This window comes from Amycolatopsis sp. CB00013 (assembly GCF_001905755.1).
In the GTDB taxonomy this organism is placed as follows: Bacteria; Actinomycetota; Actinomycetes; order Mycobacteriales; family Pseudonocardiaceae; genus Amycolatopsis; species Amycolatopsis japonica.
Genome location: NZ_LIWC01000002.1, coordinates 1,182,568 through 1,206,448 on the forward strand (window position 1 = coordinate 1,182,568; position 23,881 = coordinate 1,206,448).

General features: G+C 68.2%; 27 protein-coding genes. 14 read left to right on the forward strand and 13 right to left on the reverse strand.

Features of this window, described 5'->3' with window-relative positions; translation table 11 throughout:
- Positions 1-798: 798 nt before the first annotated feature.
- From AMK34_RS15740 to AMK34_RS15755, 4 genes are all read left to right on the forward strand, one after another.
- On the forward strand, positions 799-1,800 hold the full coding sequence (locus tag AMK34_RS15740; protein WP_158073288.1) for a protein NO VEIN domain-containing protein: 1,002 nt from the start codon (positions 799-801) through the stop codon (positions 1,798-1,800).
- Positions 1,801-2,265: 465 nt separating this feature from the next.
- A complete protein-coding gene (locus AMK34_RS15745) occupies positions 2,266-2,781 on the forward strand; it encodes a hypothetical protein (RefSeq protein ID WP_241832776.1) in 516 nt (171 codons plus the stop codon).
- A 27-nt stretch (positions 2,782-2,808) separates the two neighbouring features.
- Entirely contained in the window at positions 2,809-3,297 is a 489-nt protein-coding gene (locus AMK34_RS15750; protein ID WP_073845840.1) for a GNAT family N-acetyltransferase, read from the forward strand.
- A 4-nt stretch (positions 3,298-3,301) separates the two neighbouring features.
- Complete coding sequence (locus tag AMK34_RS15755) at positions 3,302-3,667, forward strand: hypothetical protein (protein WP_073845841.1); 366 nt, start codon at positions 3,302-3,304, stop codon at positions 3,665-3,667.
- Here the strand turns inward: AMK34_RS15755 and AMK34_RS15760 are convergent.
- On the reverse strand, positions 3,664-4,317 hold the full coding sequence (locus AMK34_RS15760) for a hypothetical protein (protein ID WP_073845842.1): 654 nt from the start codon (positions 4,315-4,317) through the stop codon (positions 3,664-3,666). The two genes, AMK34_RS15755 and AMK34_RS15760, sit on opposite strands and share 4 nt — an antisense overlap.
- Positions 4,318-4,402: 85 nt before the next feature.
- Positions 4,403-4,804 carry a DUF4279 domain-containing protein gene (locus tag AMK34_RS15765; RefSeq protein WP_073845843.1) on the reverse strand — a complete coding sequence of 134 codons (402 nt, stop codon included), beginning with the start codon at positions 4,802-4,804 and terminating at the stop codon, positions 4,403-4,405.
- Positions 4,805-4,840: 36 nt separating this feature from the next.
- On the opposite strand from AMK34_RS15765, the gene AMK34_RS15770 reads away from it, so the two are divergent.
- The gene (locus tag AMK34_RS15770) at positions 4,841-5,233 is read left to right on the forward strand and encodes a pyridoxamine 5'-phosphate oxidase family protein (protein WP_037334437.1); all 393 of its coding nucleotides are present in this window, start codon (positions 4,841-4,843) and stop codon (positions 5,231-5,233) included.
- 34 nt (positions 5,234-5,267) lie between these two features.
- Entirely contained in the window at positions 5,268-5,795 is a 528-nt protein-coding gene (locus tag AMK34_RS15775) for a GNAT family N-acetyltransferase (protein WP_037334434.1), read from the forward strand.
- Here AMK34_RS15775 and AMK34_RS15780 read toward each other — a convergent pair.
- The 4 genes from AMK34_RS15780 to AMK34_RS15795 all read right to left on the reverse strand — a co-directional run bounded on the left by AMK34_RS15780 (position 5,792) and on the right by AMK34_RS15795 (position 9,294).
- Complete coding sequence (locus AMK34_RS15780; RefSeq protein WP_037334431.1) at positions 5,792-6,130, reverse strand: MmcQ/YjbR family DNA-binding protein; 339 nt, start codon at positions 6,128-6,130, stop codon at positions 5,792-5,794. The two genes, AMK34_RS15775 and AMK34_RS15780, sit on opposite strands and share 4 nt — an antisense overlap.
- A gap of 109 nt (positions 6,131-6,239) precedes the next feature.
- Complete coding sequence (locus AMK34_RS15785) at positions 6,240-7,925, reverse strand: bifunctional metallophosphatase/5'-nucleotidase (RefSeq protein ID WP_038524840.1); 1,686 nt, start codon at positions 7,923-7,925, stop codon at positions 6,240-6,242.
- 77 nt (positions 7,926-8,002) lie between these two features.
- Positions 8,003-8,791 carry an alpha/beta fold hydrolase gene (locus AMK34_RS15790; RefSeq protein WP_073845844.1) on the reverse strand — a complete coding sequence of 263 codons (789 nt, stop codon included), beginning with the start codon at positions 8,789-8,791 and terminating at the stop codon, positions 8,003-8,005.
- 17 nt (positions 8,792-8,808) lie between these two features.
- Positions 8,809-9,294: a GNAT family N-acetyltransferase gene (locus tag AMK34_RS15795; RefSeq protein WP_073845845.1), complete on the reverse strand. Its 486-nt coding sequence runs from the start codon at positions 9,292-9,294 to the stop codon at positions 8,809-8,811.
- Between the two features lie 150 nt (positions 9,295-9,444).
- Here AMK34_RS15795 and AMK34_RS15800 point away from each other — a divergent pair, with 150 nt between their 5' ends.
- Positions 9,445-10,092: a VanZ family protein gene (locus AMK34_RS15800; RefSeq protein WP_073846315.1), complete on the forward strand. Its 648-nt coding sequence runs from the start codon at positions 9,445-9,447 to the stop codon at positions 10,090-10,092.
- Here the strand turns inward: AMK34_RS15800 and AMK34_RS43170 are convergent.
- Positions 10,033-10,209 carry a hypothetical protein gene (locus AMK34_RS43170; protein ID WP_167551731.1) on the reverse strand — a complete coding sequence of 59 codons (177 nt, stop codon included), beginning with the start codon at positions 10,207-10,209 and terminating at the stop codon, positions 10,033-10,035. The two genes, AMK34_RS15800 and AMK34_RS43170, sit on opposite strands and share 60 nt — an antisense overlap.
- Before the next feature lie 97 nt (positions 10,210-10,306).
- Entirely contained in the window at positions 10,307-10,960 is a 654-nt protein-coding gene (locus tag AMK34_RS15805; RefSeq protein WP_073845846.1) for a class I SAM-dependent methyltransferase, read from the reverse strand.
- A gap of 28 nt (positions 10,961-10,988) precedes the next feature.
- On the opposite strand from AMK34_RS15805, the gene mug reads away from it, so the two are divergent.
- The 6 genes from mug to AMK34_RS15835 all read left to right on the forward strand — a co-directional run bounded on the left by mug (position 10,989) and on the right by AMK34_RS15835 (position 16,123).
- Positions 10,989-11,540 carry a G/U mismatch-specific DNA glycosylase gene (gene mug, locus AMK34_RS15810; protein WP_073845847.1) on the forward strand — a complete coding sequence of 184 codons (552 nt, stop codon included), beginning with the start codon at positions 10,989-10,991 and terminating at the stop codon, positions 11,538-11,540.
- Between the two features lie 282 nt (positions 11,541-11,822).
- On the forward strand, positions 11,823-12,623 hold the full coding sequence (locus AMK34_RS15815; protein WP_038524846.1) for a response regulator transcription factor: 801 nt from the start codon (positions 11,823-11,825) through the stop codon (positions 12,621-12,623).
- Between the two features lie 149 nt (positions 12,624-12,772).
- Complete coding sequence (locus tag AMK34_RS15820) at positions 12,773-14,617, forward strand: acyl-CoA dehydrogenase (RefSeq protein ID WP_038521680.1); 1,845 nt, start codon at positions 12,773-12,775, stop codon at positions 14,615-14,617.
- Between the two features lie 124 nt (positions 14,618-14,741).
- Positions 14,742-15,017 (forward strand): GlsB/YeaQ/YmgE family stress response membrane protein, encoded by a 276-nt coding sequence (locus tag AMK34_RS15825; RefSeq protein WP_038521682.1) that lies wholly within the window; start codon positions 14,742-14,744, stop codon positions 15,015-15,017.
- Positions 15,018-15,090: 73 nt separating this feature from the next.
- Positions 15,091-15,384: a GlsB/YeaQ/YmgE family stress response membrane protein gene (locus AMK34_RS15830; protein WP_038521684.1), complete on the forward strand. Its 294-nt coding sequence runs from the start codon at positions 15,091-15,093 to the stop codon at positions 15,382-15,384.
- Positions 15,385-15,406: 22 nt separating this feature from the next.
- On the forward strand, positions 15,407-16,123 hold the full coding sequence (locus AMK34_RS15835) for a leucine-rich repeat domain-containing protein (RefSeq protein WP_073845848.1): 717 nt from the start codon (positions 15,407-15,409) through the stop codon (positions 16,121-16,123).
- A gap of 3 nt (positions 16,124-16,126) precedes the next feature.
- Here the strand turns inward: AMK34_RS15835 and AMK34_RS15840 are convergent, their stop codons facing one another.
- From AMK34_RS15840 to AMK34_RS15850, 3 genes are read right to left on the reverse strand one after another with little or no spacing between them, the layout of a single operon-like run.
- Positions 16,127-17,971, reverse strand: coding sequence for a VanW family protein (locus tag AMK34_RS15840; RefSeq protein WP_073845849.1), 1,845 nt, complete (start codon positions 17,969-17,971; stop codon positions 16,127-16,129).
- A gap of 30 nt (positions 17,972-18,001) precedes the next feature.
- The gene (locus tag AMK34_RS15845) at positions 18,002-18,295 is read right to left on the reverse strand and encodes a GroES family chaperonin (protein WP_007032412.1); all 294 of its coding nucleotides are present in this window, start codon (positions 18,293-18,295) and stop codon (positions 18,002-18,004) included.
- A 40-nt stretch (positions 18,296-18,335) separates the two neighbouring features.
- A complete protein-coding gene (locus AMK34_RS15850; protein ID WP_073845850.1) occupies positions 18,336-20,144 on the reverse strand; it encodes an NHL domain-containing thioredoxin family protein in 1,809 nt (602 codons plus the stop codon).
- A 179-nt stretch (positions 20,145-20,323) separates the two neighbouring features.
- Here AMK34_RS15850 and AMK34_RS15855 point away from each other — a divergent pair, with 179 nt between their 5' ends.
- Positions 20,324-20,893 carry a hypothetical protein gene (locus AMK34_RS15855; RefSeq protein ID WP_038521697.1) on the forward strand — a complete coding sequence of 190 codons (570 nt, stop codon included), beginning with the start codon at positions 20,324-20,326 and terminating at the stop codon, positions 20,891-20,893.
- Between the two features lie 141 nt (positions 20,894-21,034).
- Here AMK34_RS15855 and AMK34_RS15860 read toward each other — a convergent pair whose 3' ends face one another.
- Both AMK34_RS15860 and AMK34_RS15865 read right to left on the reverse strand, forming a co-directional pair.
- Positions 21,035-21,496, reverse strand: coding sequence for an SRPBCC family protein (locus tag AMK34_RS15860; protein WP_037334400.1), 462 nt, complete (start codon positions 21,494-21,496; stop codon positions 21,035-21,037).
- 35 nt (positions 21,497-21,531) lie between these two features.
- Positions 21,532-23,877: a hypothetical protein gene (locus tag AMK34_RS15865; protein WP_038521703.1), complete on the reverse strand. Its 2,346-nt coding sequence runs from the start codon at positions 23,875-23,877 to the stop codon at positions 21,532-21,534.
- Positions 23,878-23,881 lie beyond the last annotated feature (4 nt).

The window sequence follows — 23,881 nt, forward strand, 5'->3', positions numbered from 1 at the left end:
CGGCGGCGCGCACGTCACCGTCCGTACGGCGGGCTTCGCCTAATGGCGGACGCCGGCCTCCCGCTCCGCTCCGGCAGGCGCCGCCGGGCGAGCCCGCCGACGAGGCAGCACCGCACAGCGCGCCGCCACCACCGGAGACCCATGGAACAGGACGGCCAGATCGCCCGACCTACCTGACCGCGTAGCAGTGGTCACCGGGTGTCCCTCGCTGCTCAGCGTCTAACACCGTGCTGCCCGCATCAAGGCGGGAAAGCGTGCCTTGACACGACCGACCCGGCGCTAGAGATGGCAGGGGCGAGGGAAGCGGAGCAAACAGGCACAAAGACGCAGGTAGAGACAGGGCGCGTTGGGCCATTAACGGGCCATTCAGAGGGGTCAACCACGGTCAATCGCGGCCACCCCGAGGAAGCGCCGTCCGCAGGTCAGAGCCACTTTCCAGCATGATCACCCTGGTTCCCAAGCTGAATACGCGGGTTCGATTCCCGTCATCCGCTCTCATGCGAAAGCCCCAGGTCAGTGGATGTCCACTTAGGACCTGGGGCTTTCGCTTTGTCTGACCGCCGATGCTCGCGTGCCATTAACGGTCCATTAGCCGACCGGGACCGGTTGGCCGTCCTGATCTTCGTCGTCATCGGGAGGCATACCCGGCAACGGCAGTCGACGAGCTTGGGGATCTTCGTACTTTCCCGCCGGCGAGCTAGAGCGGCGGAGTTCTCGAATACGTCGGGATACCCTCTGTTGCTTCGGCGCAGAGGTAGAGGCGGCTCCATGTCGAACCGCGATGAGACGATGAGCCGCATGGCGATCAACGACTGGTGGGCGGGTGACGATAATGAGCGCTTCTGGATGGAGATCACCGACCGCAGCGACCTCGGAGATGACCTCAATGCACCCACCCTCAATGGAGCTGGCCGCGAGGAGTGGGGCTACACCCTCGTTACAGAGACCAGACCTGGCGACATCGTGCTCCACTGGCACAGGACGCTTCTCCGCCAACCAGCACTAGTGGGCTGGTCGACCGTTGTCGGCCCGCTCGCGATCGAAGAGCACTACACGTGGACGGCCCACGGCACACGCGGCCGGGAGCGCGCCCGCCCCACGACGGGCCAAGGCTGGCGGATGCCATGCACCGGATTCCAAAGACTCGCGCAGCCAGTAGACAAACGTCGTCTCATCGAGCTCGAACCTCAGCTACTTCAGGTCCATGAACGCCTAAGCCAACGCGTCCGCGGAGCCCTCTATTTCCCGTTCATGTTCTACAGGCCGGGCGAGGTCAGGGCGGCGCAGACCTACCTGACGAAGTTTCCGGCTGCCCTCGTCGATCTCCTTCCCGAACTCTCGACGCTCAGGGCTCCGAAATCGATAGACACCCCACCGACACGCTCCGCAGGGAACAAACGAAGCGGCGGCGCATACCGGCGCCTTCAAGATCCGGAGCTCAGGCGGGTCATCGAGCTACACGCCGTTCGGCTAGCCACCCAGCACTACCTCGATCAGGGAGCGACTGAGGTAGAAGAACTGGGCAAGCCATACGACTTGCGTGTGCTTGGCCTCGGACCAGAGCGCCACGTCGAAGTAAAAGGAAGCTCAGTCGACGCCATCGCGATCGAGCTCACCGCCAACGAGATCGCCCACGCTCACAACCACAAGCCCACCGACCTGGTCGTCGTCGACCGCATCGAAACCCGGCGCCGGGACGACGGCGGATACGACGCCACCGGCGGACACCTCCGCATCTGGGAAGACTGGGAACCGGACCAACAGCGACTGGCACCCACCCAGTACAGGTACCCCCTCTGACTCACGCATCGGCAGTACCCAGTGGGAGATCGGCGTACTTCTCAACGAGATCGGCGGTCCGCGCGATGTGTCAAAGCCAGGAGCCTGTGTAACGTTCGTGGTCATCGTCGCGTAGTTCCCAACGGCAACCCAAGCCCCCCGGAGCCAGCCAGGATTACAGCGTCTTACTCGATCCACCGCCGAGTTCATGGCGGGCCAATTCCTTGGAACTCCGACCGAGATCGTGCTCGCCTTCGAACACACCTGCCGTACGAAAGCGACGGCGCGGCGGCTCAGCGTCCGGCTGTGCCTCGGCCGACTGCCCGAGCGGTGTCGACACAGCGGACACTCGAGCCGTATCCGAGTCCGAGCTGTCGCCGGTCGTCATAGCCCCACCCTAGCCGCCGTCATGCGTGCCTGCATTGACTTGATCTGAGCCGGGGACCCGTCCCGCGCCCCGCGGCTACCTTCTGCACCGTGCGGAGAATGTCGAGCGACAGTACGGCCGCGGCCTTGCTCACCGTGGTGGCCGGGTCGCTGATCCTTCCGCTCCTCCTGGTCGGCGGGATCTTCCTCGTCATCGGCTTGAACACGGGCAGCACCCCGGGGCCCTACACCGTCGTTTTCGCCAAGGCTGGTGACGAATGCGGGGCGACAGGCCAATATCTCGACGCGTCCACAGGGGACCCGCTGAGGTGCATGGGTCCCGGAGTGCTGCGGGACGCCTCGCTCGAATTCCCCGGTTTCTCCCGCGAGCAGAACGACGAGATTCGCCGCTGGCTGGCGACGTTGGCGGAAGACGGCGAGCTGAGCGTCTTCGACCATCGTTCGGTCCAGGCCAAGATCGACGGGATCGCGGCCGGATTGCCGCCGGGGATCCGCGTCGAGCGGGAATCCGGCGCGACGCGGATCTGGATCGGCTCGGGTTTGACGGTCGCCGGCCTGGTCTTGCTCTCCGGCTTCGCCTGGCGATGGCGCCGGAACCGCCGGACCGGTTATTGACTTCCCAGCGTCGTTACCGTGCCAGGTATGGAGATCCGGGAGTTCACCCAAGACGACTGGGCGCAGGTCTGGCCGATCGTGCGCGAAGTCGTGCGGGCGGCGGACACGTACACCTACGACCCGAACCTCACTGAGGAAGATGCCCGCGGCACCTGGGTCGAGACGCCGCCGGGCCGGACGGTGGTCGCGGTCGAGGGCGGCCGCGTCCTCGGAACGGCCAAGATGGGGCCGAACCGCGGCGGGCCCGGGGCCCATGTGGCGACGGCCAGTTTCATGGTGGACAAGGACGTTCGCGGCAAGGGCATCGGTGGCGCGCTGTGTGCGGACGCCCTGGATTGGGCCAGGGAACGGGGTTTCGCGGGGATGCAGTTCAACGCGGTCGCCGAATCGAACGCGGCCGGGATCCGGATCTACGAACGGCTCGGGTTCGAGATCGTCGGAACGGTGCCGGGCGCGTTCGAGCACCCGACGCTGGGGCGCATCGGGTTGCACGTCATGTACTGCGACTTCGGCTGAAACCGTGAACGGGGCGATCAAAAGACATGCCGTCACAGCCGTCGTCGCCGTGGCGGCGGTCGCGATCACGGCGACCTGGCTGCTGAACCGCGACGTCCGGCCGACCACCGTCGAAGGCTGGGCATGGCCGAACGCGGCCGGGAACACGATCTGGCTCACCGAGTCACCTGAGGGCGGCTCGAACGGCGACGGCTTCATTCTGTCGGGCGCTCGATGGGTCGGCCCCGACAACGTTTGGCGTGATGGCTCGTCGGGACCAACGTGCGTCGGCACGGACACCACGGTCGCGACGCATGTCCAACTCGGCGTGGTCGACGTCCGCACCGACGGGATGTCCTGGCGGCACGCCGTGTGGCTGCGCTGCCTTTAGCCTTCGACGAGTTCCCAAGGAGCGTCGGCGCTCGGCCGGTCGTACACCTGGCCGGGGGCGGCGCTCAGCACCAGCGCGACATCCGGGTACAGCGTGACGGCGTGTTCCATCTCGAGGGCTTCGACCTCGAAGTCCTCGCTTTCCGGGACCTGGAAGCCGACGAGCAGCCAGCTTCCGTCGGCCTCGCGGACGACCTGCCGGACGGCGCGCGCCGGAGCGGCGGGGTCGGTGGAGATCTCCGCGAGTTCGGTGCTCACCTGGACTTCTTCCAGCGGCGAGCCGGGATGCGTCCACGCGGCGAGGCGGGCGGCGCGCACCAGGAGGTCTTCCTCGTCGTCGTCCGAGTCGGCGACCGAACTGAGCAGCCACGTGCGCCGCTCCGGGTCCCAGTCGGCGGCCATGCCGGTGGGGAGGCCTGCCAGCACGGCGATCTCCGGGATGAGCTCCACGGCGTCCCGCAGGGGCAGCGCGCCGAACGCGTCCTTGTTCTCCTCCATGTCTTCGGAGAACTCGTTGCCGTCGCTGATGAACCAGTCGCCGTCGTCGTCCAGGACGACGAACGCGAGGTTCGACGGGTCCTCCACCAGCGACCGGGAGATGATCACCGGCGACTCGGGATCCTGACTCATCGGCCAGTTCTCGCTCGACATGCTGGGCTCCCAACGGGGTTGTCCGGCTGTGGGGCCCCATCCCACCATCTCCGGCGTTCCCCTCGCGCACCGGACCGGCGGAAGGTCATTCGCTGAGGTCGTACTCGTCGACGTCGAGTGCGGCCGCCGCTTCGGTGAGGAACGCGATCACGGCGGGCGAGAGATGCCAGCCGAATTCCTCGCCGTCGTCACGATGATGGAAGTAGCGCACCACCTGCAGCACCGCGCTCACACCTTCGTCCACCAGCCGCCGGATTTCCGGGCGGACCGGGGCGAGCCTGCCGATCACGCTCTCGATCTGGTCGTCGACCGGTTCCGAACCGCGATGCGTCACCTTCCAGGCGTGCATCCGCGGCAACCGGTGTTCGGCGGACCGCGAACCCAGTACCAGCACCTCGTCGGGCTCCATGCCGAGCCGCGCGGTGATCTCCCCGGCGGACACGGTTTCGCTCTTCAAGGCGAAGTAGCAGTACTGGTGGACCTTCATACGCCCGGCACCCTAGCTTTCGGGCAGGCTGACCAGGTGAAACGTGATCAATCGCTTATCGAACGGCTCGCCAGGGAGCGCAACGCCTGGTTGTGCACGCTCCGCGGGGACGGATCGCCGCACGTCACGCCGGTGTGGTTCGTGTATCTCGACGACGTCTTCTGGATCGGAAGCGGCGAGCGGAACGTGAAGGTGCGCAACATCGACGGCGATCCACGCGTCAGCCTCGCGCTCGAAGACGGCGACGCTCCGGCTGTCGCCGAAGGCGTGGCGCGCGTCCATCGAGGAGCTCTGCGCGAAGACGTCCTGGCGGCCCTGGCGGCGAAGTACGACGGCTGGGCGGCCGGGGTGGAGATCGCCCCGTTCGGCGCCAGAGTGCTGCTGGAAGTCCCCGTTAAGCGGTGGCTGCTCGAGGGTGTCGCCCAATAGTCTGGAAAGTCCGATACCGATCTTGGGATGGACGATGCTGACCGGTGAACTGATCCGCTTGCGCCCGCTGGAACCCGAGGACGCGGACACGCTGTGGCGCTGGCACAACGACCCGGAGGTCACGCGCTGGCTGCCCGCGGACCACCCGGAATCCCTCGCCCAGATCCGCGAACGCTTCACCCACCGGAAACCCAACAGCTTCAGCCAGGTGGACTTCGCGATCGAGAGCCTCGCCGTCGGCACCTTGATCGGCACCTGCACCCTGCGCGACGCCACCCCGGAGCAGGGCCGCGCGGAACTCGACATCTACCTCGGCGAGAAGGACCACTGGGGCGGCGGCTACGGCACCGACGCCATGCGCACGCTCTGCCGCTACGGCTTCGACATGATGCGGCTGCACATGATCGCGCTGTGGGTCGTGGTCGACAACGAGGCCGCGATCCACATCTACAAGAAGCTCGGGTTCCAGGTGGACGGCAGGCATCGGCAGTCGTTCCGCGGCCAGAACGGCCAGTGGCACGACGAGTACCTGATGAGCCTGCTCGAAGGGGAACTCCGCTAGTCGTTCAGTCCTTTCGTGAGCCTGGCGGGTGCCTTCATCCGCCAGGCCTCCTCGATGAGTTCGCTCAACTGCGCCTTCTCCACCTTCTCGAGGTCGACGAGGATCGCGCCGTAGCCGTCGTAATGCGGCGTGGTGAAGTACGCGGGGTCGCCGGAAGCCAGCAGGGCCTCCTTCTCCGCGTGCTCGCACAGCAGCATCAGCCCGCCCTCGGCCTCGGTGCGCAGCCGGGCGAAGTTCTTGCCCGCGACCTTGAGCGACGGCGTGCGGTACGACGTGGACTCCTCGACCTCCGGCAACCTGCCCGCCAGAGCCACGACTTCTTCCCAGGTCGTCATGGCGGACATTGTGCCCTGGGTCACTGACAAAACCACCCGGCGAATGCAAGGAAAGGTCCTTTCCTCGCAAATTTCGCAAGGAAAGGACCTTTCATGGCGCGCGGGGGAGCTACGGCAGGACGGTGATCCGGTCCGCGGGCGGCGGAGCGATGCCCGGGTGCGCCCCGAAGTACGCGATCAGCGCGTCCAGGTCCACCGGACCACCCGACAGGCCGGTCCCCTTCGTGAACTCGGTGAAGCCGTCCCCGCCGGCGGCGAGGAAGTTGTTCACCGAAACGCGGTACGACGCCGCCGGGTCGATCGGCGCGCCGTCGAGCGTCAGGTTCGAAACGCGCGAACCCTGAGCCGCCGACGCCGAGTACGAGTACTTCAGCGACTTCGAGATCTGCAGCGTGCGCACGACGCCGTTGGCCTGCCACTGCTGTTCGAGCACGTTCTTCAGGTTCGCGCCGGTGAGCGTGATCGTCTGCATGATGTTCGCGAACGGCTGCACGGCGAACGCCTCGCCGTAGGTCACGACACCGTCGCCTTCGCCAGCGGGCGACGACGCGTAGGTGAAGTCCGTGCGGATACCGCCCGGGTTCGTCATCGCGATCTGCGCGCCGTTCGACTTCGTGGCTTCGAGCTGGGCGTCGGCGATGACGTCGCCCAGCGGCGACTCACCGGACGCCGCGCCCTTGGCGACCAGATCCGCGGTGATGGTGCCGACGGCCTTGTTCGCGATCGGCGCGGCCTTGGTCTTCGCCTCGTCGATCAGCTTCACCACGTCGGCGTCCGGGGTGACGTCGCGGGTGACGATCTGGTTGTGCGCCTTGGTCTCGCCGCGGACGACGTCGCGGGTCCGGCGGTCGATCTTCAGGTCGACGACCGACAGCAGACGGCCGAACGACGCGCCCTGGATCACCGGACGCGGGGCGCCCTCGGGATCGTTGATCACGCAGTTGTACTGCTGGTGGCTGTGCCCGGTGAAGATGGCGTCCACTTTGGACGTCACCTTCTGCGCGATCGCGGTCGCCGCGCCCGGCTTGACCTTGCACTCGTCCGGACCGGCGGTCTCGGAGTTGTCGCCCTGGTGCAGCAGCACGACCTGCGCCTTGACCCCGAAGAAGTCGAGCAGCTTGGCCGTGCGGTCGATGGCCTGGACCTCTTCGCCGAACTTGAGGCCCTTGATCGCCTCCGGGGTGACGACCTGCGGCAGATCCTTCAGCGTGGCGCCGATGACGCCGATCGGGACGCCGCCGGAGACCTCGATACTGAACGGCAGCAACGCCGGGACGCCGTTCTCGTAGTACACATTGGACCCGAGGAAGGGGAAGTTCGCGCCCTTGAAGGACTCGCGGAACTGGCAGCCGTCGGTGGGATGGCAGCCGCCGTGCTGCATCCGGCGGAGCTCCTTGAGGCCCTCGTCGAATTCGTGGTTGCCCACGACGGAAGCCTCGACGCCGAGCCGGTTCAGCAGCTCGACGGTCGGCTCGTCGTGGAACAGCGCCGAGATCACCGGCGACGCGCCGATGCTGTCACCGGCCGACAGGACGACCGAGTTGCGCGCTTCGCCGCGAAGCTTCTTCAGGTGCGTCGCGAGGTAGGCGGCGCCGCCCGCGTTGACGGTCTTGCCGTCGGGCAGCGTGACACGGCCGCTCGAACCGGATGGCGGTTCGAGGTTGCCGTGCAGGTCGTTGAACGTGATCAGCCGGACGTCGGTGGTCGCCGACGCGGCGGACGCGGGCGCGGCGACGGCGGCCAGCGCGGTCAGCGCGGCACCGGCGACGACGGCCAGGCGGGTGGAGATCTTCATTGTTGGGCGCACGGCGGAGGAGTCTGCCTTGCGGGTTTGACCTTCACCAGAGGAAAAAGGAGGACGATAGGCAACCGTCACATGGCGCGTGAGCTTCCGTCGAGCAGTACCCGCGCGACCAGTTCGGGCTCGTCGTTCATCGGCACGTGCCCGCATCCGCGCAGCACCAGCAGTTCGGCCTCCGGTGCGATCCGGCGCAGTTCGGCGGCCTTCGGGCGGGCGAGGATGCGGTCGCGTTCCGCCCACGCGATGGTCACCGGCACGTCCCGCACGACACCTTCGAACCGGAAACCGCCGCGGGCCTGCTCCAGCGTCGGCCGGAAGCCGGGGCAGCCGGCGAGCGCGCGGATGTCCTCCATGACGACCTGCGTGGTGAGCCGGTCCGGGCGGCCGACGATCATCCCGGTCAGCACCGACCGGCCCGCCGGAGTCGCGGCGAGGCGCCGTGCGGTGCGTTCGGGGATCCGCTCGGCGAGCAGGCGATGGGTGCGCAACATGCTCAGCGCGTACCGCTGCTGCCGCGGCGTCCACAGCCCGGCCGGGGACAACGCCGTCACGCTGCGGACCAGGCCCGCCTCCCCGAGCGCGAGCGACAGCAGCCCGCCGAGCGAGTTGCCCGCGACGTGCGGTTTGCCGAGGCCGAGGTCGTCGAAGAACTTCCCGAACATCTCGACGGCCGCTTCGACGCCGTAACCGCCGGCATGCGGCGCCGATTCGCCGAACCCGGGCAGGTCGACGGTGATGACGTCCCGGTGCGGGGTGAGCAGGCCGAGTACGGGCGACCAGGCCTGACGGCGATGGCCGACCCCGTGGATCAGCACCAGGGGCTCGCCCTTGCCGGCGCGGTCGAAGACGACGTTGTCCATCCCGCGAGGTTAAGCCATTAACTGCTACCGGCGGTAACAGGTAAATAAAGACGTTCGCGCCGACGGGTGACGTCGTTCGGCATCGGCTCCAGTTCACCCGTCGCGATGAACCCGAGCTTCAGGTACAGCCGCCGCGCCCGGTCGTTGTCCTCCGCGACGTGCAGCCACACCTCGCGCGCGCCGTCGTCCTCGGCGGCCGACCGCACCTCGCCCATCAGCCTGGTGCCCAGCCCCCGGCCCCGGGCTTCGGGCGCGACCCACATCGAGTAGAGGATCCAGCCGTCGTCCCGCGCCCGTCCGGCGACGAGGCCGACCGGACGCCCGTCGTCGAAGGCGGCGAACCAGACGTCGCCCGCCAGCTTCGCGAGCCACTCCTCGTCGGATTGCGCGCTTTCGGCCGCGGCGATCGAGCCGTAGTTCTCGGGGGTGTCCGTCAGGGCACGCAGGCGGACCTCGCGGAAGACGTCGAGGTCCGAGGGGACGAGCCGTCGAACGAGCAACATCCGGGCAGAATCCCACGTCGAGCGGTGGATCGGGGAACGAATATCGCCGATCGGCCAAGATCGGGGTCGGCCACTCGGCCGATCCGGCGCCGTCCGCCGCGGCCCTTCGACCGAAGTGGCGGACCCCTCGTGATCCATAACGTCGTGGTCATGACGAACGCACAGGTCACCGCCCTGCAGTACGGCTTGATCGGCTTCTTCGCGCTCTGGGCGACGGTGCTGATCCCGCAGCTGATCGTCCTGCACGCGCGGCACGGCCGAGTGCGGCTTCGTCCCGTCCTGACCACGGCCGCCGTGCTGCTCTACGCGACCATGACGCTGGCCGTCACCTTCCTGCCGCTGCCCGGCCCCGGCGTCAAGCGGCTGAGCCAGACCGTGCAGCTGCAGCCGTTCCAATGGGTCGCCGACATCCACACCGAACTGCTGAAGCACGGGCTGCCGATGGCCGACTGGTTCACCACGCAGACCTTTCAGCAGGCCACCATGAACGTGCTGCTGTTCGTCCCGCTCGGCTTCTTCGCCAGGACGCTGTGGAAGCGCGGCCTCGTCGGCACGACACTGATCGGCCTCGCCGCTTCGCTGCTGATCGAGATCACGCAGCTGACCGCGAACTTCGGCACCGCGCCCTACGTCTACCGGATCTTCGACGTCGACGACCTGCTCAACAACACCGGTGGCGCGATGCTCGGCTGGATCGCCGGGGCCCTGCTGCTCAGCCTCGTGCGCAAGCCCGCTCCCTCAACGGTCGAGCTTCAGCTTCCGCGCCGCGAGCGGGTCGACCTCGCCCAGGTCCGCTAGCCTCGCCTGCCGTCGCTGGGCCGCGCGCCGCGCGGCCCGCCGGTCTTCCGCGATCACCAGCACGGTGGCCACCACGAAGATCAACGCGACCAGGCCGAGGATGAGCGAGAGCTGCAAAACGCCTCCTCGAAGACGACCTTGTGTGCGAGATCACAAACAGTACGCACATCGTGCTGAGTTGACCACCCCTTGAGACGAAAGTGGGTGTCGCAGGTCACTCGGGGCTCGCCGAGAACCAGGTCCGGTCTTCGGTGTGCCACCGTTCGAAGGCCAGGTCTGCGCTGGTCAGCGCGGCTTTCAGGGCCTGCAGGTCCAACCGCCGGCAGGTGAACGCCTGGCTCCACCACCGGGTGCCGGCCGAGTACCGCACGACGGCCGAGAGCAGGTCGCCGTCACGGACGACCTGGCCGAGCCGGACGTCGACCTCGCCGAGCCTGCCGCCCTGACCGTCGCGGACCGAGTCGAACCACTCCGGCGGATGCCATTCGACGAGCACCCGCCCGCCGGGCGCGACATGCGCGCGGGCGGTGGCCAGGAAGGCCGCCCGATCGGCTTCCGAGGCGGTGTTGACCAGGTGGCTGCCGAGCAACAACACGTCGAAGAGCCGGCCGAGCCGCAGGTCTTCGATCTTCGAGCACACCGTCCCGGCGCGGACGTGGGCGAGCATCTCCGGCGAATCGTCCACCGCGACCACCGGATGCCCGAGCTCCAGCAACGCGTGCGTGACCCGCCCGGCGCCGCTGCCGAGCTCCAGGATCGAGGCCCCCGCCGGGACCGCCGCGTGCACGATCCCCGGCTCGTCGCCGGGCGGCAGCAGCCGGTACACCTCCACCGAACACCCGTCCGCCGTGAACGTCCCCTGCTCCATACCCACCAGCGTGCCGGAAACTGGCCCCGTGAGGACCAAACCGACCAAGGACGAGCTGGCCGCCGCCTACGGCAAGACCATCGACGACGTCATCGCGCCCGATCTGGACGTGCTGTTCTGCGGGATCAACCCCGGCCTCTACTCGGGCGCCCTCGGCCTGCACTTCGCCCGGCCGGGGAACCGGTTCTGGCCCGCGCTGTACCGCGGCGGCTTCACCCCGCGCCTGCTCGACCCCAGCGAGCAGGACGAACTGCTCGGCCTCGGTCTCGGCATCACGAACGTCGTCGCGCGGACGACGGCGCGGGCCGACGAGCTGACGCCGGACGAATTCCGGGAAGGCGGCCGTCTGCTCACGGCGAGGGTCGCCGAATTCCGGCCACGCCGGCTCGCGGTCGTCGGGATCACGGCCTACCGGACCGCCTTCGGCCTGCCGAAGGCGAAGATCGGCCCGCAAGACACCGAGATCGGCGGAGCGCGGGTCTGGGTACTGCCGAATCCGAGCGGGCTGAACGCGCACTGGACGCCCGCGGCGCTCGGGGACGAGTTCGGGCGCCTCCGTGCCGAAGTCCACTCTCAGTAGTGAACGGGTCAGGATCTCCCGTCGGCGCGCTCATTCGAGCAAGAGATCCACAACCAGCTGATACGCAGAGTTTGCTGCGACGAGGCGATACATCTATGAGGGGGATATCGCGTCACGTGCTCCGACCTACCGACTCGTAATAGTTACGAGGTGTCATCTCTGTCCGGTCCCGCAGGGGGGACCGGTTGGCGAGGGTGACCACGCCGGGGGGCAGTGGTCACCGAATGGACTTCCGAGTCCTCTCGTCCGGAGATGGCGGGCACGAAAACGGAGGGGTCCGTGATGCGAAGCATCGAGCCGAACCGAACGCAGGCCGGCAGGCCTGGCGGACTGTCGCCAGGCGGCCGCGGACTCGGCGTGGCCGCCGTCGATCCGATCCCGATCTTCTGCGAGGGATTGAGCTCGCTGGTCCACCGCACGCCGGGGCTGACGTGGCTCGGCCACGCGGCGAGCCACCATGCCGCGCTCCAGCTGTGCGAACAGCTCAAACCGGACGTCATCGTGCTGGATTCGGCGCTCGACCCGAACTGCCATCTGTCCCGGCTGCTCAGCGGCGGCGACCCGGCGCTGGTCATCATCACGATGATCAGGGACACCAACCGCACCCAGCAGTACCTCGCCGCGGCGATCGCGGCGGGCGTGCACGCGATCGTGCCGAGGGCGACCGACGGACGGCACCTGGCCGAGGCGATCCGGCGCGCGCACAGCGACCGCCGCTACATCGACCCGACGCTGGCGGCACTCACGGCGCGGCCGAAGCGCCAGCCCGTGCTCCCGAAGCCGGGCGAAGCCCCCAAGCCGGCGACCGCGCGCGGCCTGATGCCGCTGTCCCGCCGCGAGTACCAGGTCCTGCAGCTGGTGGCCGAGGGACTGGAGAACTCCGGGATCGCGAAGATCCTGTTCCTGTCCGTCGAAACCGTGCGGACGCACGTCAAGAGCATCCTGCGCAAGCTTTCGGCCCGCGACCGCACACACGCCGTGACGATCGCGTTCCGCTCCGGCATCCTGGTGGCGAATCCCGACGACGCGCACACCCCGGCGGAGCCGCAGGCGGCCACATCGATCGCGCCGTCACCCCGCTGAACCAGCACCTCGCCCCCCCGAATTGCTGATTTCCACATCACAACAGTGGCCATTCACTTGCCGCCGGTTACCCACAGGTAATATCCTGATGTTACCGGCGAGTAGGGACGTGTGCCCGGCCGGGGAGCCGAACACATTGGAGTGACGAAATGGGCCACTACAAGAGCAACGTCCGAGACCTGGAGTTCAACCTCTTCGAGGTCCTCGGCGTGCAGGACCGCCTCGGCAAGGGCGTCCTCGCGGAATCCGACGAGGAGACCGCCCGCGGCGTGCTGACCGAGCTGAACAAGCTCGCTTCCGGTCCCCTCGCCGACTCGTACGCCGACGCGGACCGCAACCCGCCGGTGTACGACCCGAAGACCTTCTCGGTGAAGATCCCCGAGTCGTTCAAGAAGAGCTACCAGGCGCTGATGGACGGCGAATGGTGGCGGCTGGGCCTGCCGAACGAGCTGGGCGGCTTCGGCCTGCCCCCGACCGTGCAGTGGGCCGCGGCCGAGCTGATCCTCGGTGCCAACGCGCCGCTGTTCATGTACATGGCGGGCCCGAACTTCGCCGGCATCGTCGACAAGAACGGCACCGACGAGCAGAAGCGCTGGGCGCAGATCATGATCGACCGCGGCTGGGGCGCCACCATGGTCCTCACCGAGCCCGACGCCGGTTCCGACGTCGGCGCCGGCCGCGCCAAGGCCGTCAAGCAGGAGGACGGCTCCTGGCACATCGACGGCGTGAAGCGGTTCATCACCTCGGCCGAGAACGACATGGTCGAGAACATCATGCACCTGGTGCTGGCCCGCCCCGAGGGCCCCGGCATCGAGACCAAGCCCGGCACCAAGGGCCTTTCGCTCTTCCTCGTGCCGAAGTTCCACTTCGACGGCGAGACCGGTGAGCTGGGCGAGCGCAACGGCGCCTTCGTCACCAACGTCGAGCACAAGATGGGCATCAAGGCCTCCACCACCTGCGAGCTGACCTTCGGCCAGCACGGCACCCCCGCCAAGGGCTGGCTGCTCGGCGAGGTGCACGACGGCATCGCGCAGATGTTCCAGGTCATCGAGTACGCCCGCATGATGGTCGGCACGAAGGCCATCGCGACGCTGTCGACCGGCTACCTCAACGCGCTCGAGTACGCCAAGGAGCGCGTCCAGGGTGCGGACCTGCCGAACATGCTGAACAAGGCGGCGCCGCGCGTCACCATCACCCACCACCCGGACGTCCGCCGCTCGCTGATGCTGCAGAAGGCGTACGCCGAGGGCCTGCGCGCGGTGTACCTCTACACCGCGACCTTCCAGGACCAGGTGTGGACCGGCGAGGGCGACGAGGCTTCGCGGAAGATCGCGCACGGCGTCAACGACCTGCTGCTGCCGATCGTCAAGGGCGTCGGGTCCGAGCGCGCGACCGAGCAGCTCGTGCAGTCGCTGCAGACCCTCGGCGGGTCCGGCTTCCTGCAGGACTACCCGATCGAGCAGTACATCCGTGACGCGAAGATCGACTCGCTGTACGAAGGCACCACGGCCATCCAGTCGCTGGACTTCTTCTTCCGCAAGATCGTCCGCGACAAGGGCGCTTCGCTGGCCTACGTCGCCGGGGAGATCACGAAGACCATCGAGTCGGAGATCGGCAACGGGCGGCTCAAGAACGAGCGCGGTCTGCTCAAGCAGGCGCTCGAGGACACCCAGGGCATGCTCGGCTCGCTGATCGGCTACCTGACCTCGTCGCAGGAGGACCCGCAGAACATCAACAAGGTCGGCCAGCACACGGTCCGCCTCCTGATGTCGGTCGGCGACCTGCTCATCGGCTGGCAGCTCATCAAGCACGCCGAGGTCGCCATCGGCAAGCTCGACGCGGGCGCGTCGGCGAAGGACGTCCCGTTCTACGAGGGCAAGCTCGCCGTGGCGTCGTTCTTCGCGAAGAGCGTCCTGCCGGAGCTGACGTCGCGCCGCGCGATCGTCGAGGCCGCGGACAACAGCCTCATGGAGATCCCCGAAGCCGCGTTCTAAACGGTTTCGTGACGAAGAGCCCTCTCCGGTCCGGAGGGGGCTCTTCGTGGTTTCGAGGGGGATTTCCGGGGGAATTTCCGTGCTGAGTCCGCCCGTTGGCGGAGACCTCGGCAAAGGAGTCTCAATGACAGTCACCGGCATCATCACGGCGATCGTGGTCGGCCTGATCCTCGGGGTGCTCGGCAGGTTCTTCGCCCCCGGCAAGCAGTCCATCCCGATCTGGCTGACCATCGTCGTCGGTATCGTCGCCGCCTTCATCGGCACCGCGATCGCCCGCGGGCTCGGCTACGCGGACACGAAGGGCTTCGACTGGCTCGAACTCATCACCCAGATCGTCATCGCCGGGATCGGGGTCACGCTGGCCGCCAACCTCTACGGACGCCGCGGTGTCACCCGGTAAGGGGTCTTGAGGCGCGACGAGCCGGTTTCGGTGTCACCGTGGGTTCACTCGATTCTCCAGCGAAGGAGGGACCATGTTGGGTGGCCTTTGGGGCATCATCACCACGATCGTGGTCGGGCTGATCCTCGGCGTCATCGGCCGGATGATCGCGCCCGGCGATCAGAAGATCCCGATGTGGCTGACGATCGTCGTCGGCATCGTCGCCGCGTTTATCGGCAACTGGCTGGCCGGCGTGTTCGGCGTCCGCGACACCGCGGGCATCGACTGGATCCGGCACGCCTTCCAGGTCGGCGCGGCCATCGTCGGCGTCATCGCCGCGGCCGCGATCTACGCCAAGATCAAGGGCGGGCATCGCGCCGCGACCTGACCCAGGACTACGGTCGGCCCCTGTGACCACTCGACTCGAACTCGGTGGCCAGGGGCTGACCTCCCTGTCCGGCATCTCCCTCCCGGCGACGCTGGAGTACCTGGACCTGTACGACAACCGGCTGACGTCCGTTCCCGACGAGCTGTGGTCGCTTTCCGGGCTCCGCGTGCTGAATCTGGCCACCAACCGGCTGACCTCCGTCCCCTCCGCCATCGGCGCCTTGCGGAATCTGCACACGCTGGATCTGGGGCACAACGAACTTTCCGTCCTACCGGACGAACTCGGCGAGCTTTCCGGGCTGACGGAATACCTCTACGTGAGCGACAACCGGTTGACCGAGTTCCCCGCCGCGCTGTGTTCGCTAGGACGGCTGAAATACCTGGGGTGCACGGACAATCGCATCGCCACCCTTCCGGAGGATCTGTCCGGCCTGACGTCGTTGCGTGAATTCCGCTTGTACGGCAACGGATTGACCGGGATCCCGGAATCGATGGGGACGCTTTCCGCGTTACGCGAACTGCATCTGCGAAAGAACCTGCTGACCTCCTTGCCGTCCTCCATCGGGGACCTGAGCGAGCTGCGTCAGCTGGACCTGTGGGAGAACCGACTCACTTCGCTGCCGGAATCCATCACCCGGCTGTCCAAATTGGACAAACTGGATCTGCGGTGGAACAAGGAACTGCGCGAACCTCCGTGGCTCGCGGACTTCGAGGCGCGGGGCTGCATGGTGCTGCGGTGAAGCTCAGGCGCAGATGATCGCGGTCCTCGGCGAGTAGGTCGCGTTGCGGGTCTCCCGGCGGACCTCCGTACCGGTGACGACGTCGACGAGCACGCGGGTGTCCGAGGTGCTGAACCCGGCCGCGCCGGGATCCGGGACGCAGCCGGGCCCCGAGCCCATCTGCACCGGCTGGGGGACGTACGAGTGCCGCACGCCGGCGACGCTCTGCACCGAAAACCGTTTCGTACCCCAGATCCGCACCGTCACCGAGCCGTTCGCGGGGATCACCTGGAGCGCGATCCCGGTCGGGGCGTCGTTGACGATCTGCAGATCGACCGGCGAACCGTCGGTGGTGATCGCCTTGGCGTCGCGCGCGACGGGATACCGGTCCAGGTAGTTGTCGTGCTCCAGATGGCCGCCGTCGGCGAGGCCCGCCAGGTACGCGGCGTTGTAGAGCGTCGTCGCGAGCTGCGAGACGCCGCCGCCGACCACGACCGGCCCGGTGCCGTCCTCGTTCACCGGGGCGGGCACGTAGCCCGCGTCCGCCGTCCTCGCCCCGGAGCGCGCGCCGAGGCTGAACCGTTCGTTCGGCTTCACGATGGCGCCGGAGACCCTGGTGGCCAGCGTCTGCACGTTCGTCATCGCCGGCCCGCTCAAACCGGACGTGGTGAACTCGCCGATGACCTCGTTGATGCCGAGGACGTTCGCCGCCTCGGTGCTGACGGCCGGGCTGCTGGCGTCGTAGACCGCTTTCAGCTCCCGCTCCTCGCTCTTGGCGAGCGTCGAGGTCAGCGAGGAGAACGTGAGGTCCCAGTTGACCTTCCTCGCGTCCTTCGACGGCTGGACCGCCGGCCTGTCGCCGACGAAGACGATCTGCGCGTCGGCGCCGTCGGTCTCGGTCTCCTTGAGCTGCGGCTGCGCCACCGCCCGCAGATTGCCCTGGTCGATACGGACTTCGAGGTTGCCGTCGTCGCGCGCGGCGAACTGGAAGGACCCCGCGATCACATCCGGTTTCAGCGTCGCGTCCTTGCCTTCGCCGCGGATGACCAGCGGCTTCGCGACGGCCGGGACGACGATCTTGACGAGCGCCGCGTGCACGCCCGGCGAAGTCGCCTTCACCGGCGCGACGTTCACCTTGAACTCGACACCGTTGTCGCTCAACCAACCCTCGGTGACCGCGGTGACGGCCTCCTTGAGGTCGGTGAGGGTCTGCCCGTTGCGCGGTTCGACCGCGGCCGGGACCACGCCGCCGTCGGTGCCCGCGACCGGCTGGAAGGTGATGTTCCCTTCGACCGGCGGGCGGTTCAGCTTCGTGGCGGCGAGGTCCGAGACGGCCTTTTCGAGCTTCGGCGCGTCGGTCCAGGTGACGACACCGACCTCGCGGCTGGTGAAGAACGACATCAGCCGCGTGTACGGGCTCAGTGGCTGATGACCGGCGCGGCCCAGCGTCTGCGGCCAGTCCAGGCCGAGACCGGAGGACGTCGGGTACAGCACCGTGCGGACGTCGCCCGCCCGCACCCGCACCGGCTCGATCAGCCTCGGCTCCAGCTCACGGCGAAGTTTCGACTCGGCGTCTTTGTGCGTGAGACCGCCGACGTCGATCCCCGCGACCGTGACGCCGCGCGGGACGTCCCCGGCGCTGACGATCAGATCGACCGCGTACAGGAGCACGAACAGGCCCATGAGCACGCCGGTGACCATGAGGGCCTTGCCGAGGCCCTTGCGGAACTTCGACGCGGGCGTCGGCGGCGGATGCACCACCCTGTCGCCCTCGAAGAGCTCGTCTACCAGGCCCTCGTCGGTTTCCGGGGCCGAGAGGAGATCGTCGGTGAACAGGTCGGCGCCCGGCTCGTCATGGTCTTCGCGCACCGCCCCTCACCACCCCTCCCGTGGCTCGAGTTACAGGTACAACCCCGTGCCGTGTTCGGTCCGTTCGGTCGCCACGGCGTGGATGTCGCGTTCCCGCATCACCAGGTGCCCCTCGCCCTGGATCTCGACCTCGTGCTGGTCGTCCGGGTTGAACAGCACGCGGTCGCCGGTCTTGACGTTCCGCACACTGTTGCCCACGCCCAGTACATCACCCCACGCGAGCCGCCGCGCCACCTGCGCGGTGGCGGGGATGACGATGCCGCCGGAACTTCGGCGCTCCCCGTCCTCGGGGGACAGCTTCACGAGCACCCTGTCCTGCAGCATCTGAATCTCGAGTTTCGGCCGCTCTGACACAAGTACGACTCTACTTACCCGGGTCGCCCGCCATGACCAGGCTCAGCACGCTTTCTCCGCCGGTTTCGAACCGCACCGGCACACCCCAGTCCTGGCGGGTGATGCGGCAAGCGGGATGCTCGCCGCCGTCGTCACAGCTCGCCGCCTGTGCGACGACCTGCAGCACCCCTCCGGTGACGCCCTCTGCGAAGCGGAGCTTGCGGAACAGGTCCGTGCCGACCCCGGCGCCGTCGGCGAGCAGTTCCGGCGGCGACGCGCTGATCTCCAGCCGCGTCGACGGGCCGAAGCGGTCGTCGAGCTTCTCGCCGGGCGGCGGGGTGAAGACGACGGAGAACTCCAGCTCACCCGGCGCGAGCACGGTCGGCGGACGGCGGACCGCGTGCGCGTCCCCGGCCACGGCCTGCTCCCCGAGCGGCACCGGCCCGATCCGGCCGCCCGCCGACTCGACGACCAGCAGTTCGCCGTCGTGCACCAGCAGCCCGGACGGCTCCGCGAGCCCGGTCGCGAGCGTGGTCACCTGGCGGGTGAGCGGGTCGTAGCGGCGGATGGCGCCGTTGTAGGTGTCGGCGATCGCGACGGTGTCGCCGGGCAGGACCGCGAGGCCGAGCGGATGCTGCAGCAGGGCCTTGTCGGCGGGTCCGTCGACGTGACCGAAGGAGAACAGGTCGACGCCGACCGCGGTGTGCACGGTGAACGTCTCGCCCTCGGGCTGGATCCAGCGCAACGCCGACGTCTCCGCGTCCGCCAGCCACAGCTTCTGCCCGTGGGGCGTCAGGCCGGACGTCTGCGCGAAGAACGCTTCGTGGACGTCGCCGTCACGAAGGCCTTCGACGGTCGTGCCCGCGAAGCGGCGGATGGTGCCCGAGACCGGCTCGAACACGCTCAGCGTGTGGTTGCCCGCCATGGCGACCACGACGCCGCCCGCGGGACCCCACCAGGCGACGTCCCAAGGGCTGGTGAGGTCGATGTCGAGCGCCTTGCCGGTGTCGACGCCGTCGCGCCACTGGCGGCCGGTGCCGGCGACCGTGGAGACCTCGCCGGTGATCAGGTCGATACCGCGCAGCCGGTGCCCGGCCGTGTCGGCGACGACGGCGTGATAGCCCGCGCGTTCGGCGACCTCGTACGGCAGCAGGGTGATCCCGGACGGCTCGGTGAAGCTCGCCAGGTCGAACGGCCCGTCCTGCGCGCCGCGCTCACCGCTGCCGAACCGGCGGATGATCGTCTCGCCGTCGGAGGCGAACTCGACGATGGAGTGGTTGCCCGTGTCGGCGACCAGGATGCGGCCTTCGGCGGTGGTGACGGCCTTGCTCGGGAACCGCAGCTCGGTGCGCTGCTCCTCGGCCGGGACGTACGGACTGCCGCCGCGGCGGAGCGTGCCCTTGGCCTCGTGGGTCGCGACGAGGTCGGCGATCACCCGGCGCAGTGCCTCGGCGTGCCCCTCGCCGGCGGCGACGTGGACGACGTAACCCTCGGGGTCGACTACGACCAACGTCGGCCATGCCTTGACCGCGTATTGCGACCAGGTGGCCATCTTCGGGTCGTTGAGGACCGGGTGGTGCACCTCGTAACGCCGCACGGCGGCCTCGATCGCGGCCGCCTCGCCCTCGTGCAGGAATTTGGGCGAATGCACGCCGATGGTCACCAGGACGTCGGCGAACTCGGCCTCCAGCGGGCGCAGCTCGTCCAGCACGTGCAGGCAGTTGATGCAGCCGCTGGTCCAGAAGTCCAGCAGGACGACGCGGCCGCGCAGCCCGGCGAGCGTGATCCGCTCGCCGCCGGTGTTGAGCCACCCGTCACCGGCGAGCTCGGGGGCGCGCACACGGGACTGCGTTCGTGGGGAAGTCACGACATGAGTGAACTACACCCGCGGCCGTGCTGTTCCGAGGTCCAGGCGTTGAGAGGGCGAGCTCACCCCTCGGGAGGAGGCCCATGTGGGTGATGAGGGAGTGGTGTTAAAAGGGAAGGCGCCTTCGCGATGCGCAATTTAGGCTCGAACACATGTCCACTGTTGAGCACGCCTTCACCATCGAGGAGGCACACGACCTCCAGGCGAGCTTGGCCGAACCCGTGCGTCCCGGGTTGAGCGAGGCCGAGCTCGACGACGTCGAAGCCCGTTTCGGCTTCCGGTTCGCCGCCGACCACCGGACGTTCCTGTCCGCCGGGGTGCCGATCGGCGACCGCTGGCCGGACTGGCGCTGCGGCAACCCCGACCAGCTGCGAAAACGCCTGGACTGGCCGGTCGACGGGGTGCTTTACGACGTCGAACACAACGGCTTCTGGCTGCCGGACTGGGGCATGCGCCCGATCGACCTCGCCGACGCGCTTTCACGGGCGCGATCGCATCTGGCGCTCGCGCCGCAGCTGGTACCCGTCTGCGGGCACCGGTATCTGCCCGGGATCGCCGGGAGCACGGGCTATCCGGTGCTGTCGGTGTATCAGACCGACATCGTCTATTACGGCTACGACCTGCGGGGATACCTGCAGCACGACTTCTGCGGCCAGCCGCTGGGCCCGCCGCCGGAGGGCGGGCCGCGGCACGTCGAGTTCTGGTCGCGGTTCGTCGAATGAACGGCCCGTTCATGACTTGAGTTTGTGGGGCGGGACCGCTAGGTGTGGTGGCGTTGAGGATCGTTCGTCACCACATGTGCCCCACGTGGTAGCAAAGGTCCCTTGCTCTTTTCGGTGATCCGGGACCGGCCGTGGTATGGGTCAGGACTCGGCGGCGGCCTTCAGCCGAGCCAGCGTCGCGGCGATGTTCGCCCGGTTGGCGTCGTCCCGCTTCCAGACCCCGGTGAACAGCGACGTCGGCCCGCGCAGCCAGCCCGGCCGCCGGTCCCACGTGCTCTCGACGGCCACGCAACCGTCACCCGACGCCTCGATGTCGTACTGCCAGCGCGCGACGGGAAGGCCGGCGACGGTGGTCACCTCGAACGCGAACCGCTTGCCCTCGTCGGCGTCCGTGATCGTCGAGAGCGTGCTCCAGCGGCGGAGCCCACGGCGGTTTCGGCCGCGGAACTTGGCGCCGACGGCGGCCCCCGCGGCGCCGACCCAGCGGTGTCCCTCGTATTCCTCGGCCATGCCCGCGAGCGCACCCGGGTCACTGACCAGGGAATACACCTTCTCGGGCGGGGCGGCGATCGCGATCTTTCCGGTGGCGCTGGGCTCTGTCATGACATACCTCCGTACTGAGGGTATGTGAAATACCCTCAGTTGTCCCGACGGAGCATGCGACTGATCCCGGCCGCGACCGTGGTCGCCAGCACCCAGCCCGACGCGGTGAACCCGGCCGCGACCCAGTTGTCCATGCCGTGCATGTACCAACGCGACTTGTTGCCGAAGTCGACGATCGGGACCAGCAGGTCGATCGTGTACAGCACCGGATTCCACTGCAGCCCGGTGTCGTCCTGGTTGACCAGGCAACGCGGCCCGCTCACCGTGAGATTGGGCTTGGTGACGCAGTCGTCGACCCCGAACCCGAACCACAGGCTGCCCAGCACCAACAACGTCAACAGCCAGCCGAGCGCACGCACCGGACGGAAGCCGTAGCCGACCATCGACCGCTGCAACCAGCTCCACACGTGCACGCCGGGCCCGAAGAACTTGAAGCCCTTCGCGAGCGCCTCGTACCGGAACTGCTGTTTCTTCAGCAGCACCGTGGAGGCGTGCTCTTCATTACCGGACGCGCGCAGCGTCGCCGCCAGCTGGTCGTAGGGGCCCGGTCGGTAACCGTCCATCGCCTTGCGCAGCAACACGATCCGATGGTCGATCGCCCGGTCGTCGTCGAGCGCGATGTCCTCTTGCAGTGCGTCGTAACGGAAATCCTCCAGCTCGATCCCCGTCGCCGACGCCCAGAACGCCTCGTTGTCGCCCAGCGTCCCGCAATGCGCCCGGCGCAACACGATCCGGCCGTCCGGTGGGACGGCGGGCGTGAGCAGGAATTCGTCGGCGGACACGTCACTGCCGTCGAGCGCGATCCCGTGCTGCGGCAGGGAACCGAGCCGCGCGCCGCGGAAGTCGACGCGTCGTGCGACCTGCGCGCCGTCGAGGTTGACCCCGCCCTGCGCGACGAACGGACGTTCCTTGTTCTCGGTGAGGATCAGATCCCGGCCGATCCGCGCGGTGCGGACGTCCAGCGAGTAGCTGGTCCGCGTGCGCGCGCCGGGCTCGGTCAGGCTCGTGCCGAAGAGGTTCACGCTGCCGCCGATCTCGGCGCCCTGCAACCGCAAGGTGCCCTGGACGGTCGCGTCCGTGAGCTGGAAGTTGCCCGCGATCTTCGCGCGCCGCGCGGAAAAGACGTCGCGGCGCGGGTGCAGGAACATCGAGTTCCACGCCAGCACGTTCCCACCGACGGTGATGTCGGCCATGCGCAACTGCCCGGACGGCACCCGCAGGCTCGTCGCCTCGAGATCACCGCCGATGGTGGTCCCGTCGAGATGGATCGCGCGGTCGTAGTAAGGAATGCTCTGCCCGCGGACGACCTGGACCTCGGCGCCCGCCAACCGCAGCGAACCGCCGATGCGGGCGTTGACCATCCGCAGCGTCCCGGTGGCCTGCATGCCATCGCTCAGCTCGAGGTTCCCGTTGACCGTCGAGCGGTCCGCGACCAACGCGGGCCGCGGATCGATGTACGGATCATTCGATTTCCACGCGTCGACGACGATCGGCCCGGACTGGTTCACTGAGAGCTTGGCCTCGCGCAGGATGATGTCACTGTCCACAGTGGCGCTCGGCAAGTACATGATCCCACTGGCGGAAAAGCGTTTCCGCTGCGCGGCGGGCCCGTAGTTGTCCACCTCGCACAGCAGGCTGCCGCCGATGTGGATGCCGTTGCCGTTGAGCGCGAAGCCGTCGCGGTTGTTCAGCGTCGCGCCGGAGAAGTTGACGTTACCGCCGGCCCGCATACCCGGGATGCGGACTTCTCCGTTGGCCACCAACCGATACGCCAGCAGCGCGCCGACGATGTTGACCCGGTCGGCCTGGATCGCCTTGCCGCGAGGATGCGTGATCACCGTGCGGGTCAGTACGACCGAACCCTCGATGACCGCGTCGGTGAGATTGACCGCCGCGTTCGGCATCCCGCGCTCGCGATCGTCACCGCGCTGGACCGTGGTCTCCTCGATCTCGTGTTCGGCGTCGACGTGCACGACACTGCGGATGAGGCGGACGTCGTTGCGGGTGCGGAGGTTGCGCGCCTTGAGCCCGGGCAGCCAGCACTTGCGGAACACGAGCCCGAGCAGATGCGCCTCACGGACGTCCGGCGGATGCTCGAACCGGCACCGCTCGAACCGGAACAGATACTTGATGTCGGCGGCGCGCAGATCGAGCGTCCCGGTGATGTACGCGTCCTCGACCTGCACGATCGGCGCGTTGGTCGCCTGGCGGCGCCACCGGAGCAGCCCCGTCGTCCCCGGCTTCATCAGCTCGGACGCCGGAACCTCGTACCGCTTGTCGGGGTTCGGGTCGAACGGGTCGAGCGGCGGCAAGGACGTGTCGCCGTTCTGGTCACCTTCCCCCGGATCGCGCGGCCCGTTGTTGCGCCGAAAACCCGGCATCGTT